18 protein-coding genes are annotated in these 16,967 nt (G+C 47.1%); 8 read left to right on the forward strand and 10 right to left on the reverse strand.

The window, feature by feature from the left end; all coding sequences use genetic code 11:
- Positions 1-1,132: 1,132 nt before the first annotated feature.
- From LZD49_RS27445 to LZD49_RS27460, 4 genes are all read left to right on the forward strand, one after another.
- Positions 1,133-2,488: an FAD-dependent oxidoreductase gene (locus LZD49_RS27445; protein WP_234670995.1), complete on the forward strand. Its 1,356-nt coding sequence runs from the start codon at positions 1,133-1,135 to the stop codon at positions 2,486-2,488.
- Positions 2,489-2,665: 177 nt separating this feature from the next.
- Positions 2,666-2,902 carry a hypothetical protein gene (locus LZD49_RS27450; RefSeq protein WP_310590506.1) on the forward strand — a complete coding sequence of 79 codons (237 nt, stop codon included), beginning with the start codon at positions 2,666-2,668 and terminating at the stop codon, positions 2,900-2,902.
- 212 nt (positions 2,903-3,114) lie between these two features.
- Positions 3,115-3,900: an exodeoxyribonuclease III gene (gene xth, locus LZD49_RS27455; protein WP_234670996.1), complete on the forward strand. Its 786-nt coding sequence runs from the start codon at positions 3,115-3,117 to the stop codon at positions 3,898-3,900.
- Positions 3,901-3,975: 75 nt separating this feature from the next.
- Positions 3,976-4,527 carry an alpha/beta fold hydrolase gene (locus tag LZD49_RS27460; RefSeq protein ID WP_234670999.1) on the forward strand — a complete coding sequence of 184 codons (552 nt, stop codon included), beginning with the start codon at positions 3,976-3,978 and terminating at the stop codon, positions 4,525-4,527.
- A gap of 107 nt (positions 4,528-4,634) precedes the next feature.
- On the opposite strand, the gene LZD49_RS27465 is transcribed toward LZD49_RS27460, so the two are convergent.
- On the reverse strand, positions 4,635-5,405 hold the full coding sequence (locus LZD49_RS27465) for an SDR family oxidoreductase (RefSeq protein ID WP_234671001.1): 771 nt from the start codon (positions 5,403-5,405) through the stop codon (positions 4,635-4,637).
- A gap of 39 nt (positions 5,406-5,444) precedes the next feature.
- Complete coding sequence (locus tag LZD49_RS27470) at positions 5,445-6,200, reverse strand: SDR family NAD(P)-dependent oxidoreductase (RefSeq protein WP_234671003.1); 756 nt, start codon at positions 6,198-6,200, stop codon at positions 5,445-5,447.
- A 103-nt stretch (positions 6,201-6,303) separates the two neighbouring features.
- Here LZD49_RS27470 and LZD49_RS27475 point away from each other — a divergent pair, with 103 nt between their 5' ends.
- The 3 genes from LZD49_RS27475 (at position 6,304) to LZD49_RS27485 (ending at position 7,734) form a co-directional block, all read left to right on the forward strand.
- Positions 6,304-6,657, forward strand: coding sequence for a helix-turn-helix domain-containing protein (locus LZD49_RS27475; protein WP_234671004.1), 354 nt, complete (start codon positions 6,304-6,306; stop codon positions 6,655-6,657).
- A gap of 27 nt (positions 6,658-6,684) precedes the next feature.
- The gene (locus LZD49_RS27480; protein WP_234671006.1) at positions 6,685-7,251 is read left to right on the forward strand and encodes a Crp/Fnr family transcriptional regulator; all 567 of its coding nucleotides are present in this window, start codon (positions 6,685-6,687) and stop codon (positions 7,249-7,251) included.
- Positions 7,252-7,344: 93 nt separating this feature from the next.
- Entirely contained in the window at positions 7,345-7,734 is a 390-nt protein-coding gene (locus tag LZD49_RS27485) for a RidA family protein (RefSeq protein WP_234671008.1), read from the forward strand.
- Between the two features lie 92 nt (positions 7,735-7,826).
- Here LZD49_RS27485 and LZD49_RS27490 read toward each other — a convergent pair whose 3' ends face one another.
- The 3 genes from LZD49_RS27490 to LZD49_RS27500 all read right to left on the reverse strand — a co-directional run bounded on the left by LZD49_RS27490 (position 7,827) and on the right by LZD49_RS27500 (position 11,929).
- Positions 7,827-8,429: an SRPBCC domain-containing protein gene (locus tag LZD49_RS27490; protein ID WP_234671010.1), complete on the reverse strand. Its 603-nt coding sequence runs from the start codon at positions 8,427-8,429 to the stop codon at positions 7,827-7,829.
- 451 nt (positions 8,430-8,880) lie between these two features.
- Positions 8,881-10,356 (reverse strand): tannase/feruloyl esterase family alpha/beta hydrolase, encoded by a 1,476-nt coding sequence (locus tag LZD49_RS27495; protein WP_234671012.1) that lies wholly within the window; start codon positions 10,354-10,356, stop codon positions 8,881-8,883.
- A gap of 124 nt (positions 10,357-10,480) precedes the next feature.
- Complete coding sequence (locus LZD49_RS27500; protein WP_234671013.1) at positions 10,481-11,929, reverse strand: PLP-dependent aminotransferase family protein; 1,449 nt, start codon at positions 11,927-11,929, stop codon at positions 10,481-10,483.
- Positions 11,930-12,145: 216 nt separating this feature from the next.
- Here LZD49_RS27500 and LZD49_RS27505 point away from each other — a divergent pair, with 216 nt between their 5' ends.
- Entirely contained in the window at positions 12,146-13,288 is a 1,143-nt protein-coding gene (locus LZD49_RS27505; RefSeq protein WP_234671015.1) for an alkene reductase, read from the forward strand.
- A gap of 427 nt (positions 13,289-13,715) precedes the next feature.
- On the opposite strand, the gene LZD49_RS27510 is transcribed toward LZD49_RS27505, so the two are convergent.
- The 5 genes from LZD49_RS27510 to LZD49_RS27530 all read right to left on the reverse strand — a co-directional run bounded on the left by LZD49_RS27510 (position 13,716) and on the right by LZD49_RS27530 (position 16,901).
- A complete protein-coding gene (locus LZD49_RS27510) occupies positions 13,716-14,180 on the reverse strand; it encodes a nuclear transport factor 2 family protein (protein ID WP_234671016.1) in 465 nt (154 codons plus the stop codon).
- Between the two features lie 77 nt (positions 14,181-14,257).
- Positions 14,258-14,440, reverse strand: coding sequence for a hypothetical protein (locus LZD49_RS27515; protein WP_234671017.1), 183 nt, complete (start codon positions 14,438-14,440; stop codon positions 14,258-14,260).
- Positions 14,441-14,513: 73 nt separating this feature from the next.
- Entirely contained in the window at positions 14,514-15,092 is a 579-nt protein-coding gene (locus tag LZD49_RS27520; RefSeq protein WP_234671018.1) for a TetR/AcrR family transcriptional regulator, read from the reverse strand.
- A gap of 76 nt (positions 15,093-15,168) precedes the next feature.
- Positions 15,169-16,089, reverse strand: coding sequence for an AraC family transcriptional regulator (locus LZD49_RS27525; protein ID WP_234671019.1), 921 nt, complete (start codon positions 16,087-16,089; stop codon positions 15,169-15,171).
- Between the two features lie 2 nt (positions 16,090-16,091).
- Positions 16,092-16,901: an SDR family oxidoreductase gene (locus LZD49_RS27530; RefSeq protein ID WP_234671020.1), complete on the reverse strand. Its 810-nt coding sequence runs from the start codon at positions 16,899-16,901 to the stop codon at positions 16,092-16,094.
- Between the last annotated feature and the right edge of the window lie 66 nt (positions 16,902-16,967).

A 16,967-nucleotide genomic window follows, 5' to 3' on the forward strand; every position in this document is an offset into this window, starting at 1 on the left:
GCCCACTAATTCAAGCGCTAAGTAGGCTTGGTAGTTGTTTCGACTTTTACATTAAGCTAAATACCTGCCACACAAGCATTACAACGTTTAGAGTAGCGAGAGATTTTAGCATCCCCGAAGCTTTTGGTGTTGAACGGTGCGCATGTAAAAAGCAAGTGATTGCTAACATATTCAAAACTATATGCAGTATCGTTAGAACACGAGCGTTTCTTAGGAATGAAGGATAGTTTGAAAGATACATCTGCCTGGCGCTATCAAAGCTAATCTCATCATTGATAGTTAGTCTTAACCACAGAAAAAAGCTACAAAGTACGGTCAAAGTCAGGAGTAAACCGGCAGAAATGAGTACTTTCCCGTTGATCGATTCCATCATTGGTATACTGGGTTTTCATTTACATTGGAAAAAGACAGACGGATTTTGGCATGACATACTATTCTAACGGACGCTTCGTCAATTCATTGAATCATGTTTACGGACGATGTTTCAAATAACGAAGTGAGCCAGCTATCTACTAGGAATTTTTACCTTGGCCAAAATTTCAATAAGCCAATCTACTAAATAGTTACGATACAATTAACATGGGCGCTTGGGGAACTGCTATATCATCTGACGGTAATTACGCCGATTTTTTTGGGCTATATAACGAAGGACTTAATGTCAGCGAAATCTCAAAGAAGTTGATCCGTGATAACCAGTAGACAGTAAACGACATTGCGGCGGACCACAACTTCTGGTTCGCCTTAGCGAGACAACCGGCGAAATCCTGTCGCTTCTATGTGCTGCGCTTTTGAAACGCTGCTTGAAATCAACAAGGCGGCGATAAAAAAACATGATTTAATGTTCCTTGAAGCGACCATCATAAACCATGTTTTTTGCCTTTTCAAATTGTGCCTTTTTTTGTTATTTGATGAAACAAAATTGGTCACCACGGCAGGCAGAAGTTATATCAATAGCAAAGCATCAACTATGCATTTCAAAGATCGCATCAGGCGGGCAGGAGCCTTGGTGCACTTCCTTTTTTTGCCGCAAGATATACATGCACGCCAGGAAGGACTGAGGTCGCTAGTTATTAAATACTATCTTGCTAACCTTGCAACTAAAAATACCTGTTGCTATTTCCCTTTATCCATTATGAAAGATTTTCAAAGAAAGTATGACGCCCTGATAATCGGTTTTGGAAAAGGCGGCAAAACATTGGCTGCTTTTCTGGCAAAAGAAGGCTGGCAAGTGGCCGTCATCGAACAATCGCCACTCATGTATGGAGGAACCTGTATCAACATTGCCTGCATTCCAACCAAATCGTTAGTACACAGTGCTGAAACCAAGATGCCGTATAGCGACGCGATTAGTGAGAAAATCCGGTTAGTAACCCTGCTCCGGCAGCGTAACTTTGAGATGGTCGACCAGTTCCCAAATGCAACCGTAATCACCGGCACCGCATCTTTCCTGTCACCACGGCAGATTTCCGTTCGCCTTGCCGACACGGGTGAGGAAGTGATAATGGAATCGGAGCGGATCATTGTCAACACAGGCGCTAAGCCCGTCATCCCCCAGATACCCGGAATGCAGGAGAGTCAGCGCATTTTTACCAGCACGACGCTTCTTGAAGTAACACAACTACCTGAGCAATTAGTAATTATCGGAGCTGGCTACATTGCGCTTGAATTTGCAAGCATGTATGCACAGTTCGGATCGACTGTAACATTGCTGAACCGTTCCCCGACATTTTTGCCGAATGAAGACCCTGAGATTGCAGAGGCCGTTATGAAGATTTTAATCGCCAAAGGCATCCGGATTGAACTAGGGGCCAAAGTTGATAAAATTATTCCCGGCGATGCGGATGCAGATACAGTCGTTTACCATCAGGCAGAAACACAAAAAGAAATAAGGGCCGCTGCTATCCTGGTCGCTACGGGGCGTCAGCCAAATACAGAAAGCTTGAACCTTGCCGCTGCCGGCGTCCAACACGACAATCGTGGTTTTATCTTAGTGAATGAACATTTACAAACCAACGTTCCGAACATTTGGGCTATCGGTGATGTCAATGGTGGACCGCAATTTACTTACATATCCCTGGACGATTTCCGGGTCCTGCGAAGCCAGTTATCCCAATTTCAGCCGCACACCGTCCTTGATCGTAAAAACGTAGCATCAGCATTATTCATTACCCCGCCATTGGCGCAGGTAGGTTTGCGGGAGCACGAGGCGATTGCGCAGGGATACCGAATTAAGGTTGCCAGCTTACCCGTTGCAACGAGCACAAGGGCGCAGATTTTAAAGGAAACCGAAGGCGTTTTCAAAGCGGTCGTTGATGCTGACACAAACAAGATATTAGGTTGCACACTGCTTTGTGTCAATTCCAGTGAACTCATTAATCTGGTGCAACTCGCCATGCATGCCGGGCTTGATTACACCGTGCTACGGGATACTATTTACACCCACCCTTCAATGAGTGAGTCTCTTAATGACCTGTTTGCTAAAATATGATAAAAAGATTGGATAGCGTTGCTACGGTGACTTAGAGTCAATAAATACATCAGCACAACCGGTATATTTAAATCTTTGGCCATTCTTGCCAATACGCGGGCTCGTGAAATGATCACTTCCTGTAGACGATTGGCAAATGGAAAATCCCGGAAAAGCGATTTTGACTAATTTGCCGACATGGAAGAATTTATCGAATATGCCTTGCAGTTTGGCCATCTGAATCAGCAGCAGATTGACCTTATTTCCGCCCAGGCGAAACCATTGGAGCTTAAAAAGGACGACTATTTCTCGGAAGCGGGGAAAATCCCCAGACAAGTTGGTTTTGTCGTTGAGGGCGTTATCCGTGGCTGCTCGTCAATCGGATACCGCTTGCTTACATTGCATCCTACCTTGGTGTTACGCAGCAGTCGCTGAGCAGGATCAGGAAGAACATCCGCTGATCGGTTTTTACCAATTGTTAAACATAAACAGTCCCATATTTCGTCGGCGCAGTTTTGCTGCATCAACTAAACAATACGAATATGAAGACGGCCTTAATTACCACCGACGGGCAAATTTTTCAGCGAGGAGACAAACTCTGAAACCGGTGAAATCCCGTGGTAAGTCAAATTTAGTTTTAAAACAGAATGAAAATCGCCACCTACAATACCAACGGCATCAATGGCCGGCTGCCAGTTTTGCTGAAATGGCTCGAAGAGGCACAGCCTGATATTGTTTGCTTACAGGAATTGAAAGCGCCGCAAGACAAATTTCCACAAAATGCGTTACTGGCAGCGGGCTATAATGCTGTTTGGCACGGACAGAAAATGTGGAACGGGGTGGCGATCCTCTCCAAAGACCTGCCTTTGCAGGAAGTCAGGAATGTTCTTCCCGGCGATGATGGCGATGACCATAGCAGGTATATTGAAGCTATTGTCGGTCGAATGCTGGTATGTTGCCTGTATCTCCCAAACGGAAACCCTGCGCCCGGTCCCAAGTTCGACTATAAAATGGCGTGGTTCAAGCGGTTGAAAAAACATGCCAAATATCTCCTGTCCGAAGAAGTGCCCGTCATCCTTGCTGGCGATTATAATGTGATCCCGACCGAAAAGGACGCTTACAAACCCGAGCGCTGGACGGACAATGCATTGTTTTTTCCCGAGCCGCGCAAAGCCTATAAAGACCTGGTGAAGCAAGGATGGATCGATTCGATCAGACATATTTATCCGGATGAAGCAATTTATACTTTCTGGGATTATCTGAGAAATGCTTATGGACGAAATGCCGGCCTGCGATTAGACCACTTGTTACTAAGCCCACAAGTGGCTCCGAGGCTGGTCGCTGCCGGCGTAGACACGCATGTTCGCGGCTGGGAGAAATCCAGTGACCATGCCCCTGCGTGGATTGTTTTGGCAGATGAAGAAGAAACTTAGCTAAAAAATGAACCCGCCATCGTGAGGGTTAAAGATGGGAAATACTTTGAAACACGCATTTCAAATTTAGCTTTTATGGCACTTCAAATCATATTTTTTCACGGCGGTGGGTCAAAAGAAGATTTTGAAGCCGACAAAAAACTCGTAGAGTCGCTGGAAGATCAGTTAGGGGCGTCTTACGTCGTTCATTATCCTTTTTTGCCCGATGACGGATCCCCAGATCTCGGAAGGCGACGGCAAATCAAGCAGGCAATATCAGACAGTGAAGACGGAGCAATTCTGGTTGCCCATTCGCTAGGGGCTTCCATGTTACTTGCGTGCCTTTCCGAATTCGATGTAGAGCGAAAGATCGCAGGAGTTTTTCTGATAGCGACACCTTTTTGGCAAGGGAGCGAGGATTGGGTGGAAGCATTCAAACTACCTCCTGATTTCGCGGAGAAAATCGACAGGAAGACGCCTCTGTTCTTTTACCACTGTATCGATGATGAGGAAGTCCCGTTTGAGCAATTAGCCATTTACAAACAACAGCTTCCCTGGGCGATATTTCGGGAAATTTCAATCGGCGGGCATCAGTTCAATGACGACCTTAGTATCGTGGCAGCGGACATCCGCGGGCTTTCCCAATAGCGTATGAAACCCAGGTGCGGCACGCAAACGGCCACACCTGGGTTTAAACGACTGAATCACAAAAGACCATGGGCAATGGGTAGAAATGTGATTCAAAAAAGTGGCGATTACTTCATGAGGCTGATGTTAGTCATGCCGCCGTCGGAAAGAATTTCCGTTCCAACAATGAAAGCCGAATCATCCGAAGCCAGGAACACCGCCGCCTTTCCGATGTCGGACGGAAGGCCTTGCTTGCCTACGGGGATAAGATCTATCCAGGTTTGCTTCACCTGCTCTAAATGCTCTTCGGGCACGAGCTTGCCAAAAACAGGCGTATCGATCGATCCCGGCGAGAGCGTATTCACCCGGATGTTTCTGGCAAGTAAATCCAGCGACAGGCCTTTCGCCAGCGAAATGACCGCCGCTTTGGCAGCGCTGTAAATCGCCATTCCGGGAGCGGCGCGATGGGCGGCGCTCGATCCGATGAGGATCACAGATGCACCATCGTTCAGATACGGCAGCGACTTTTGCACGGTGAAATAGGCGCTTTTAAGGTTCAGGTCCATGTAGCGGTCGTAACCTTCTTCGGTCACATCGCTGATGGCACCTAACGGAATGCCGTCCACCACACCGCCTGCATTCACGACGAGCACATCGATTTTCCCAAATGCATCAGCGGTCTTCTGGAAGATATTTTCCAGGTCGTCCTGGTTGGTAACATCGCCCCGGATACTAATAAATCCCTCGCCCAGTGCTTCCACGGACCTATCCAATGTCGACTGGTTTCGTCCTGTGATGGCACCTGTTGCGCCTTCATTCCTGAAAGCTTCCGCGATACCGAACCCGATACCGCTATTGCCGCCGGTGATGACGGCTACTTTGTTTTTTAGCTTGTCCATGTGTTTTTTATTAAAATCAATAGAAAAATAGGCGCTTGCTTACAGCCCGTAAATGCCGCCCGAAACGGAGATTTTTTCGCCGGTAATCCAGGCTGCATCATCGGAGGCGAGGAAAACGGCCACTTTTGCAATGTCGTCAGGCTGTCCGGTGCGGCCCAGGGGTGTGGTGGCTACGAATTTCCTCTCGGCATCGCTGCCTATGAAGCCTGCGCTGCGCGAGCCTTCGGTTTCTACCACGCCCGGCAGGATGGAGTTGATGCGGATGTTTTTGCCGCTGAATTCTTTCGACAAGGAAATGGTAATCGCGTCCAGCGCCGCTTTGGTGGCCGAGTAGACCGATCCGGTGGGTAGCGGCGTCTTGCCTGCTTCGGAACTGATGTTGATGATATTGCCTCCTGTTTCACCAAAAAGTTTTAGCGATGCCTGGATCGCGAGAATGGAGCCCAGCACATTGATATTGAACTGCTCATGAAACGTCCCTGCCGATACTTGCTCGATCGGTTCGTATTGATAAATTCCCGCATTGTTCACGAGAATGTCCAGCGAGCCGAATGCGGTTTTGGTCTCTTCAAACAGCCTCGCTATATCGCTTTCCTTCGACACGTCCCCTTTCACGGCAATAGCGTTTCCGCCATTTTCGGTGATGGCCTGCACCACCTTGTCGGCGTCTTCTTTGCTTGATGCGTAGTTCACAACCACTTTTGCACCTTCCGCTGCGAATTGTTTGGCGATCGCCGCGCCTATGCCCTTGGAAGCACCTGTTACCAAAGCCACTTTATTTTGTAATTTGTTCACTGTTGAATCCATTTAAATTGGAATACAAAGCTAGGTAGGGTTGGTTACTTTTCGTAACTTCGTAGCGAAAAGTAACAGTAACATCGAGGTAACAAAGTAACATATGCAGTGCGAGCCCCATCTGATTGACAAGCATAAAAAGAAAATGATGGCCGTCCAGGATTCGATGGACGTGCTGAACGGCAAATGGAAGATTTCGATCATTTCATCCATTTGCTATTATAACAAAAGGCGTTTTTCAGACATCCTGAACGACGTGGAAGGCATTTCCAACAAAATGCTGAGCAAAGAGCTGAAAGAACTGGAAATCAACCAATTGGTGAAACGGACTGTGCTAAACACCCAACCCGTAACGGTCCAGTACGAGCTAACCGAGCACGGCCTCACATTGAAAACCATCATCAATAACCTGACCGATTGGGGAATGGAACACCGTAAAAAGATCATCGGGGAATAGGTCTTTTTCAACTAAATCTGATCGGGAATGGAATCCAAATTGCGGCAACACATTGAAAAACTGGTGCCATTGACAGACGATGAATACGCGTTTGTCGAGCAGCATTTTACTTTCAAGAAATTCAAAAAACACCAGTTCATGGTGCAGCAAGGCGAGCCCGTTCCCTATAATTACTACCTGCTTTCGGGGTTGACGAAACTGGTTTATACCGACGAAGCGACCGATAAACAGTACATTCTGGCGTTCGCAATGGAAGACTGGTGGGACAACGACTTTCAGGCCTATTATACCCGGACCAATGCGACTCTTTCCATGGAATGCCTGGAAGACACCGAAGCGCTTTGCTTGTCGCTGGATAGTTTCCACGCCTTACGAAACGGCCTGCCAGGCATCGAGCATTTCTTTTTGGAAAAAGTAATTGCCGGCTTCCTCGCAGCGCAGCGGCGCATTCTGTCATTGATGACTTCGAGTGCACAGGAGCGATACGAACAGCTCGTTGCCCAACACCCTTCGTTGGTGCAACGCCTCCCCAAAACGCAACTGGCTGCTTATCTGGGCGTTTCCAGAGAGACGCTGAGCAGGCTGGACTTTTAGTGTGATCTACCTCACAACAAAGTCGTGAGTTGCCTCACGGGATGATTTCCGATGCAGGCGGTAGGTTTGCATTGAAATCAACTGAAAGCAAAAATGGAAAAAAGAATCATCAATCCCTGGCAATGGCAAGACGAACGCTCCTACAACCAGGGCGTGGAAGTGAAGCACTTCGAGAGCACTTTATACTGCGCGGGCCAGGCGGCCGTGCATCCCGACGGAACATCGAGCGACGCGGATATGCGCACCCAACTGCTCCTGGCCATGCATAATCTGGAACAGGTCGTGGGCCAGGCGGGATACGAACTGAAGAACATCGTCCGCCTGAATGTATACACGACCAACCACCCGGAATTTTTCTCGGTTTTCGACACCTTCACGGAATGGATCGCTAAAAACGAAATAAAACAAGTCTCGACCGTCTTTGAAGTGAAAACACTTTTCGAAACGCTGTCCGTAGAATTGGAAGCAACGCTCGTAAAGTAGGGCCGTCTTGTCACAATTTTAAAAAAACGAAGGGGCAATCAGCATCAAGCCCGTTGCCCCTTCCTCCTACTCCCTACACGGGTCGCCCAGATTCAACCCCCTCCAACCTTAACCTGTTCCGGCGCTTCATTATACCCTCCCGACCGGTCGGACATTCCTTCTGCACTTTTCAGGTTATCCCGTTGAGGAGGCTCATATCCGGAAGTCTCGTCCTGCGTCTCGTTTTGCGATTCACCTGCGTCGATACCTTTCGAATTGCCGGAGAGATACGATTCAAGATCATCCAAACCCTTATCCCAGCCATCCTGATGCGGTTTCAAAAACTCGGGCCCTGAAAATCCTTCCTGGATCACACGCAACTTGCTGCCTTCACCTTCGGCGGAAAAGCTAACATTCAGCGAATAACCACTCTCGGAACCCTCGTCGCTCATATTCCAAACCCACGAATAAACGAGCTTTTCGTTCAGTACCACTTCCTTGTACGTACCGGTAATTTCCAATCCTGCCTCACCGACATAATATGCGACTTCGCCTCCTTCGTTAAGATCATTTTTTACATCCGTCAGCGACTCACCCATCGGGTGCCACCATTGTTTAAGTTGTTCCGCTTCGGTCCAGGCTTTGAAGAGTGTTTCCACGTCCACATCGAACTGCCTTTCTATTTCAATCACATTTAGCTCTTTATCCTCTTCCATTTTTTCCCTGGTTTGTTGATTAACAGAATGTGCGCCAACCGGCATAATAATCGTGCCGTCCGGCTTGCGGTCGGCAATGGTGACGACCAGAAAAAATATCCGGAAACTTCCCGACGGATTTACATAATTGCTTCTTTAACTAAAACCTTTCCGCATGGCACATGCTACCTCCAACCCAAAGATCCACTCATTAAGCGTAGCTATCAATAAGTTACAAGACACCCTTACACAAAAGACATCTGGCGCTAAAACTGTTAGTGACTATCTAGCCGAACCAACCTGGGTTGAAACCAAAGATGATAACGTTAAGGAGACCATTGTAGAGCTACCTGATTCGAGGCCACGCTGAGAATCCATATATCAAAAAGCGCCTGGGTGGATCCGGAGAATACCGCACCTAACTTCGAGCCAAGACCTCAAAAAATATGGGCGGATATTTTGTAATCTGTTCCTACTCTTTCGGATAAGCAAAAATATTCTTCGTAACAACCTTCTCCCCACCCCCTTTCGACGCAGCGATCTGATCGGGGGCTTTTGACTTTTCTACCCAATCAATGATCAGGCCGACCCAGTCAACCTTGTCGCAACCTGGGCCGCCTCCGCAGTGTAAAACGCCCGGAAGGAGGAACAGTCTAGCGTAGGATTGCGCATCTTTGTCGGCTTTTAATATCCCATCATAGTGCTCAATGGTCGCGTTTGCCGAGAGCGCGGCGTCATTCCATCCATGGAAAAAGATAATCTTGCCATTTCGTTTTTTGAACTCGCTGTAATCAGTGTTGGTAGCATCCAGATAGGATGAAGCATAGGCGGTTTGCGCAGTAAAATTTTTGAAATTGTATTTTGAATAATCAAAGGTTGAATCATTGAAAATGAAATACTTGTATATATTGGTCGAAAACATGTAATGCAGGCTGGGCTCTTTTTGCTGGAAGGAACTAGACCCGGTGATCCAGGGATCCCAGGAAGCATCTTCGGCTTCTCCGCCAAAGGGAAAGCCAGGGTAAATCTGTTTGCCATCTACTACCAAGGGACTGTAAATCGACTTGATTGCCACGAGCTGCGCTTTTGTAAAACATCCGCTTCCCGGTTTTTCGTTAGGGCACACCGGTAATTTAGAAAAATCGAACTTGCATTTACTTGGATTGCCTAAGATCCCATCCACCGAACCGTCGAGTTGGTCGCATTGTTTCAGCACTTCGCCTTGTAAAAGTTTGAGGTTTTCTTTTGTGATGATTGGCCTCAGCTCGTTCGGGTCCGGATAATTGTATTGGCTGTGTTGCAAAAATTTCGCAGCTATGGCCGGCCAGGCAAATGCGGGCGCCCCGGCCACGATCCCGTCAAAATCCTCAGGATAATATTGGGCCTCCACCATCGCCTGTCCGCCCCCACGTGAACAACCGACAAAATACGATTTGGAGGGTGCCGCGCAATAATAACTTTGCATAATGGCTTTAGATGCTACGGCGGTACGATGTATGGCAAGCCTTCCGAAGTTGAGCTGTCGTTCCATGTTATTGTAAGCCCATTTGGCATCGGCGCCCCCTTCGTGACCTGTGTCGGTGCCTGCTGTTGCAAATCCTTCGTCTGTTTTAATCTTAAAGTCATTTTGAATACTTCCCACAAAACCACCACCTCCCGACATCAGGAAACGCGTGTTACTTTCGTCGGGCAACAATAACTCAAAATTAATTTCCTTGCTTATCCTGCCCAGTATGCGACAGAAAGGCTTCTTTATGACGATAGTTCCGCGCCAAGGCTCATTGGGATTACTGATCGTGTCCCCGGCATTCGCCTCAGCAACTAAAATCGTAATATCCGGAAGTTGAAGGTTTTTCAACTCCCCGCAGGGCTTGCAAGGCTTTACATGCTGCGCCGAGGCAATGCCGGCAAACAACATTAGGGCGAGGAAGACTTGAAATTTTCTCATAGGTGATCTGTTCTGTAGTGCCTGGGCGCATTTCAGTAATAAAGCAGGAAGCAATAACTTTTTCCCCATTGCATTCATGACATCGTATTCCATGGCTCCGGAGGAGCCTCCCAGAAGTTGACGATCAATTTACCGGCTCATCCTCTACCAATGCAAGTTGATGTACTAACACGCCTAGTTCTTTCAAACCTCCGTCAATTATATTGTTAAATAAGGAACCACAATTGATCCGGATATAGTGATGGTAGGCTTTGGAAACAGAAAAAATCTGTCCCGGACAAAAGCCGATGCCTTTTTTCAATGCCAGTCGCTGAAGGTCATGTACCTGAATCTTCTCGGGTAGTTCCAGCCAAAGACTGTACCCGCCTTGTGGATCTGAAACACGCGTTTCGAACGGGAAATATTTTGCGATGGCTTCCTGGTATTTGGTTATCTGCTCCTTTAAAGTATTACGGAGTTTTTTAACATGGCTGTGGTAATGACCGCTTTCTAAATAATTGCTCAAAGCCTCCTGTAAAAGACTGTTGGTGGCGATATTGGAAGCAAATTTATGCCTCTCCAATCCAGAGTGCCGCTTTCCTCCGCTAACCCAGCCAATGCGAAAACCGGGTGTGAGCGTTTTTGAAAAGGAAGAGCAGTATAAGACATTCCCCTCATCATCGTAGGCTTTGGCCGGCAAGGGCCTGGTGGCGCCAAAATGTAGTTCACCGAGTGCATCATCTTCGATCAAAGGAACGCGGTGTGCGGCCAGCAAACGAACGAGCCGGATCTTATGTTGTTCCGGCATTGCGCAGCCCAAAGGGTTGTGGCATGCTGGTGAAAAGATACAAGCCGCAATAGAATGAGTAGCGATTGCCTGTTCCAGTTGATCCACATTCAATCCTTGCTGCGGATCAACTTCGATGCCTAGCACCTGTAAACCCCGGCTTTCCAGGCACTGCAGCAAGCCTGCATAAGTGGGGCATTCGACCGCAACAATATCGCCAGGCTGGGTCAACACATCAAGACAAAGACTGATCGCTTCCATACAGCCGTTGGTAACCAATATTTCATCACTACTTGCAGGTCTGGTCCAGTTCATGGACTGCAAAGCGATCTGTGCCTGAAGTCGGGGCGAGCCTTCCAGGAACGGATAAAGATACTGATTGTCAAGCTGCTGCCTGGTCGCTTGAATAAGCGCCTTATTTAAGCGACCAGTTGGCATCATTTCCTTCGATGGCGCCAGGGTAGAAAAATTTACTACACCATATTTCCTGGTATTTTTAATCATGGCCGTTGCCATCGTGTTGACCTCGACTGTTTCCGGCAGTGGAATAAAAGACTGTTGTGTGACTGGTCTAACCTGACCTAAGTAGGGTTTCGCTACATAGTAACCGGATTTGGGTCGAGAAACCACTACGCCTTTTGCATCCAGCAAACTGTACGCTTGCACCACGGTAGCCATACTTACGCTCAGCTCTTTACTAATATGCCGGACAGATGGAATTTTATCACCAGGTCTTAAATGATTACGGCTGATAATGTCCTCGATCTTGGTAGCAATCTGTACGTAGCGAAATTGTTTTTCAATCATGGTTTCTATGCTTGGAATAATACCTATCGGTATATAATATTTTCAAAGAACAAAAAATACCAGTTTGAATTCATTTACCCGGTAAGAAAAACTGTACTGCTAATTTTCTGCGAATCTGTATAAGGAGCGACAAGATGGCTATCCGGACCTTTGACGTCGAACTTCATAACATAGTGGAATTCGGAATAGCAAGACATAAAACAGATGGTCAGAAATATGAGTACTTTGGAAACTACTGGGACTGCACTAGCCGGCACCAGTCTATTTACCCCCATTACAGTGGGTCTTAATCAACTCGCGAACCGGGTCGTGCTAGCGCCGCTTACCCGCATGAGATCCTCCGAGGGAGGTGTTCCCAATGACCTGATGGCAGAATATTACAGCCAGCGTGCAACCCCTGGTGCGCTTTTGATTGCCGAAGCGACACTCGTATCACCTAATGGCCACGCTTACGCCGGTGCACCGGGAATTTTAAACGAAGAGCAATTGGAGGGCTGGAAAAAAGTAGTAAATGCCGTTCACGACAAAGGTGCTATCATTTTCCTGCAACTTTTTCACGGCGGCCGGCAGTCACATCAGGACTTACAGCCTGATGGTGGTGTACCTATCGGACCTTCTGCAATTCCGCACAACAATCTGGTCTGCACCGAGGACGGCTGGGTACCAGCAACGCAAAACCGCGAAGCCACTATAGAAGAAATTCATTCCATTGTCGATGATTTTCATGCGGCAGCCAACAGAGCAAAACAAGCAGGATTTGATGGTATAGAGCTGCACGGCGCCAATGGTTATCTGATTGACCAGTTTTTGCAGGATGGTTCTAATCAGAGAACTGATGAATATGGCGGATCAATTGAAAACAGGGTTCGTTTATTGACGCAAGTTGTTAGCCGAATGGTTGATGTCTATGGGGCAGATAGCGTTGGTGTCCGTTTAGGGCCAAGTGGCAGATGGGGTGAAATGTCAGACAGTAACCCACTGGAACTATTCACATATGCCGTAGAGCAACTGGATAAATTCGGGCTTGCTTACCTGCATTTAATTGAGCCGCGGGTTTTTGGAAATGTTGACAGGGATGACCTGGTAGAACCGGTCGCTGCCGTGCAGCTGCGTAAAGTCTTTCATGGACCAATCATTGCCGCAGGTGGCTTCAATGGGCAGGGCGCTGCAGATATCATAGGGCGCGGAGATGCTGATTTAGTAGCCTTTGGCAGGTATTATGTCGCAAATCCAGACCTGGTCAGACGATTGAGAGAAGGACTTCCATTAAACCCCTATGACCGCTCATCCTTCTTCGGCGGAACCGAAGTTGGTTGTACTGATTATCCATTTTATTCCAATAATGCAGAGTTGGTTTAATTCAGTTATAACCTGCGGTTTGTTGATTCTAATCGTCGGGATCTGCGTCCACCGATCATCTATATACGTTATGCAGCTTTGATCACCCTATTGTCAGAACGCACCAGCGATGCGGCGGCTTCTCTACTTTTACCCAGCGGCCTTGCTGGGTAAAAGTCATTTTGCCAACTGGTCTTTCGTCTGTTAGAAAGCCAGGGCATCCTCCTCAACTGTCTATTCACTGTCAAAATCCAAATTCTTCATGTGAATCAATGTTTAGTTTCTCTTTGAACAGGGATCATCAGCCAGGCCACAAACGCTGCTATCAATGAGAGAACCGCTGCAACAATAAAGGCCGCCGCAAGTCCGGAATGATATGAGCCGTAGTGTTAGGATGACGGCAAAAGCCGCTTTTCTATGGATCATAGTGGATGGCCTAAGACTGGATCTAATTGTCATCGGCAGTTTGAGCTTCCGAGCTTCCTGCTTTGGCATGATGGGAAATATCGCCAATCAGCGTAATGGTCAGTTCGCGGCTCTCAAAATACCATTCGCCGCCGGTTATTCTAAACTGGTCATGATAGCGGCCGGTAAGTATCGCCTGCAGCGGAAAGTGTTTATCAGGATTTTGCTGGAAGATGGTCAGATAGGACACGCTTGTTGCGATTCCCGCCTGCTCATCAATGTCTAATACAATATTGGTCGTCACATGCGAGGTCCGAAGCGTGCCGTCCGGATAAACCTGTAAATTATCGGTCAGATGCTTTTCTACCTGCTCCTTTCCCTTCGGGGAATTGAAAGAAGTGATCAGTGTCCCGCGAGCAAATAGTTGGCCCACTTTGCCGAATTCTCCCTGGTCTAAGAAATGGGTATATTTTGCAATTAAATTTAGAATCGCTCTTTCACTTTTCATTATTTTGATTGTTTATTGTTGAATTGTAAGTGATGTTTTATTAGAAAATCAAATGGCGTACAGATGCGTGTCGGGAATTAATCCTGGCGAGTACTCAGGTGCACTGCCAGTGCATCGTAGCTTACAAAAAGCCCTGCTCCTGCCATCAGTTGGATACCTGCGGATTTGGCCCTGCTATCCATAGACTCGGCCAACTGGTAAGTCTCTAGTTCTGCACTGATGCCCAGGTAATGCACGCCCGCCCTCAGACAAGCTTCCATGGCCTGAAGGGCTGTATATTTGATTAATTATGGCACTTTTTTGAGTTGATTGTTTCAGAATTTAGAAAAAAAATTATCTGGATATCTGGGAAATGAGGTATTTGGCCATTTTCTTGATCCGGGCAGGGTCCTGGTGAAGGATATAGGACTCATGCCAGCCGGTAAAGGCATGTACAATAAAATCAGTCAGGGTTTCAGCATCTGTATTGCTGTCTATTTCTTTCTGCTCAATCGCTTTTTTGACCAGGTCAAGTAAAAAACCGTGGGTGAAGTCATCGTCTTCCCGCAAAATTGCCTGAACATCCGGATCAGATGTCGCCACCTCAAAAGTGGTCTTAATGGCAAGGCAGCTATTATTACTATACAGAATTGTACTTACTGACTCATTGATAAAGCTTACGATCGCTTTTAAAGGCGATTTGATTTTAGCGGAATGCGCCAGAGCTTCCTTCATCCGCCCCTGGGTATAACTCCGGATGCATTTTACAAATAACTGTCTCTTATCCCCTATCGTGTTGTATAAACTGCTGCTGTTGATTTGCATGGCATCGGTCAGATCACGCATCGAAGCGCCCGAGTAGCCTTTTTTCCAAAAGACCTCCATTGCCTTCTGAATTGCATATTCCTCGTTAAACTCAACATTTCTTGCCATGATTATTTTACAAACAGAGAACGAATTTGGTTCAATTCTGAAACGATTGTTTTTTATTGAATAATGTTTTGAATCACTAATTATCGAACGATTGCCGGAATTCCAGGGGTGAAACCTTTGTCTTACTCTTAAAAAGCTTATTGAAAGACTGCGGATATTCGAAGCCAAGCTGATAAGCGATCTCGGCAATGGTGAGGTTGCTTGTGCTCAAAATGTCTTTTGCTTTTTCTATCAGCCTCGCGTGGATGTGCTGCTGGGTAGTTTGGCCAGTCAGTGAACGCAGCATATCGCTCAGGTAGCGCCGGGAAACATTCAGGTGGTCGGAGAGTTGCTCGACTGTGGGCGGCCCGTATAGTAGCGCCTTGTTTTCGTTGAAATACCCAGACAAATAGGATTCCATTTCTGCAATCATATCATTATGAACGACTTTTCTGGTTATGAACTGACGGTTGTAAAACCGGTTGCTATAATTAAGCAGTGTTTCAATCTGGGACACCAGTACATCCTGACTAAAATGGTCGATATTGCTATCCAGCTCCATGCCAACCGCTTCAAATAACGAAAAAATGACCTTTTTTTCTTTGTCCGACAAGTAGAGGGCCTCAGCAACCGAGTAAGAGAAAAACCCGTACTTAATCATGTTCTTGCCCAAGGGATAATTACGGATAAAATCGGCGTGAAATAATAAGGTATACCCGCTATAATCCTTTTCTTCCTGAGCTGCCGATATCAACTGGTTTGGGGCGGTGAAGGAAAGTCCACCTTCTTCAAAATCGTAATGGCCCTGCCCATAACGGATCTGCCCTGCAAAATGCTTTTTGAAAGAGATTTTGTAAAAATTCAATAAATAACCTGTCCCCAAATTTTGCGTGTCCACTTGGATATCCTTATAATCTACCAAGGCGATCAGGGGGTGGGTCGGTTTGGGCAATCCTAAGGCCTGCAGCAGCTGTGAGACACTTTCAAAAATGTGGGGCTGAAAGTTTTTTCTTGTCATCGTTAGTCGATTTGATAAAGCGCCGAAATCTGTTTACTATGCAGTTCAAGCCCAAGATGCTGGCGGTTATCAGCGGCTGCAACAGCGTCGGGGCCAGCAAGGTAGCGTAGCTGTGATTTATTGTCAGTGGCCGCTTCATACACCACTTCAGCGATATCTGCGGGATCTGAAAACACGACGTTGGTGCTGCCGTCCTGAAAACCCGCGATCATTTTGTTCCACAACGGCTCATATGCTTCATGCGCTGCGTAAGTTAACGACCTGCCTACATAGTCGGTATTCATTGCCCCTGGTGCGACCGTTTTGAAAAAAATACCAAACTGATTCGTCTCGTAATTCATTGCCTCGCTCCATCCTTCCAGTGCAAACTTGGTTGCGCTGTAAACCGAGGCCAGCGGATTGGCCGCAATTCCTGCGGCAGATGTAATCGTCAAGAACAGTCCCTTTTTGCCTTGCTCGCGAAAATACGATATAAATGGCTGGGTTACTCGCAATACACCTAGCAGGTTCGTATCCAGCTGTCTTTTAATTTGCTCGTCCGAATATCCTTCAAATCCGCCTACCAAGCCGTAGCCTGCATTGTTTACAACTACATCCACCCCCATTGATATGGCCTGTTGGGTAGTATCGTTTACCTGCTGCTGATCCGTGACATCCAGTGGCATGAGGATCAGGTTATCCAGGCCGGCGAGTGCTGTTCCCATTTCAGGGTTTCGCATGGTTGCGATCACTCTCCAACCCCTGCTCAAGAATAGATTTGCGGTTTCTTTCCCTAGTCCGGATGATGCGCCGGTAATGAAGATCGTTTGCATTGTTGCTTGTTTTGGTTCAATGCAAAGGTCCTGCCCGCCGTTTTAATCCATGTTTCCATTTTGGTT

Origin of the sequence: Dyadobacter sp. CY261, from assembly GCF_021440085.1 — a bacterium.
Lineage (GTDB): Bacteria > Bacteroidota > Bacteroidia > Cytophagales > Spirosomataceae > Dyadobacter.

Bases quoted from the DNA above. Each gene is read 5' to 3' on its own strand.
- LZD49_RS27460 (WP_234670999.1), top strand. From the start codon at position 3,976: ATGGCACTTCAAATCATATTTTTTCACGGCGGTGGGTCAAAAGAAGAT.
- LZD49_RS27515 (WP_234671017.1), bottom strand. From the start codon at position 14,440: ATGGAAGCTTGTCTGAGGGCGGGCGTGCATTACCTGGGCATCAGTGCA.
- LZD49_RS27500 (WP_234671013.1), bottom strand. From the start codon at position 11,929: ATGATTGAAAAACAATTTCGCTACGTACAGATTGCTACCAAGATCGAG.
- LZD49_RS27525 (WP_234671019.1), bottom strand. From the start codon at position 16,089: ATGACAAGAAAAAACTTTCAGCCCCACATTTTTGAAAGTGTCTCACAG.
- LZD49_RS27520 (WP_234671018.1), bottom strand. From the start codon at position 15,092: ATGGCAAGAAATGTTGAGTTTAACGAGGAATATGCAATTCAGAAGGCA.
- LZD49_RS27485 (WP_234671008.1), top strand. From the start codon at position 7,345: ATGGAAAAAAGAATCATCAATCCCTGGCAATGGCAAGACGAACGCTCC.
- LZD49_RS27445 (WP_234670995.1), top strand. From the start codon at position 1,133: ATGAAAGATTTTCAAAGAAAGTATGACGCCCTGATAATCGGTTTTGGA.
- LZD49_RS27530 (WP_234671020.1), bottom strand. From the start codon at position 16,901: ATGCAAACGATCTTCATTACCGGCGCATCATCCGGACTAGGGAAAGAA.
- LZD49_RS27510 (WP_234671016.1), bottom strand. From the start codon at position 14,180: ATGAAAAGTGAAAGAGCGATTCTAAATTTAATTGCAAAATATACCCAT.
- LZD49_RS27465 (WP_234671001.1), bottom strand. From the start codon at position 5,405: ATGGACAAGCTAAAAAACAAAGTAGCCGTCATCACCGGCGGCAATAGC.
- LZD49_RS27495 (WP_234671012.1), bottom strand. From the start codon at position 10,356: ATGAGAAAATTTCAAGTCTTCCTCGCCCTAATGTTGTTTGCCGGCATT.
- LZD49_RS27490 (WP_234671010.1), bottom strand. From the start codon at position 8,429: ATGGAAGAGGATAAAGAGCTAAATGTGATTGAAATAGAAAGGCAGTTC.
- LZD49_RS27480 (WP_234671006.1), top strand. From the start codon at position 6,685: ATGGAATCCAAATTGCGGCAACACATTGAAAAACTGGTGCCATTGACA.
- LZD49_RS27475 (WP_234671004.1), top strand. From the start codon at position 6,304: ATGCAGTGCGAGCCCCATCTGATTGACAAGCATAAAAAGAAAATGATG.
- LZD49_RS27450 (WP_310590506.1), top strand. From the start codon at position 2,666: ATGGAAGAATTTATCGAATATGCCTTGCAGTTTGGCCATCTGAATCAG.
- LZD49_RS27505 (WP_234671015.1), top strand. From the start codon at position 12,146: ATGAGTACTTTGGAAACTACTGGGACTGCACTAGCCGGCACCAGTCTA.
- xth (WP_234670996.1), top strand. From the start codon at position 3,115: ATGAAAATCGCCACCTACAATACCAACGGCATCAATGGCCGGCTGCCA.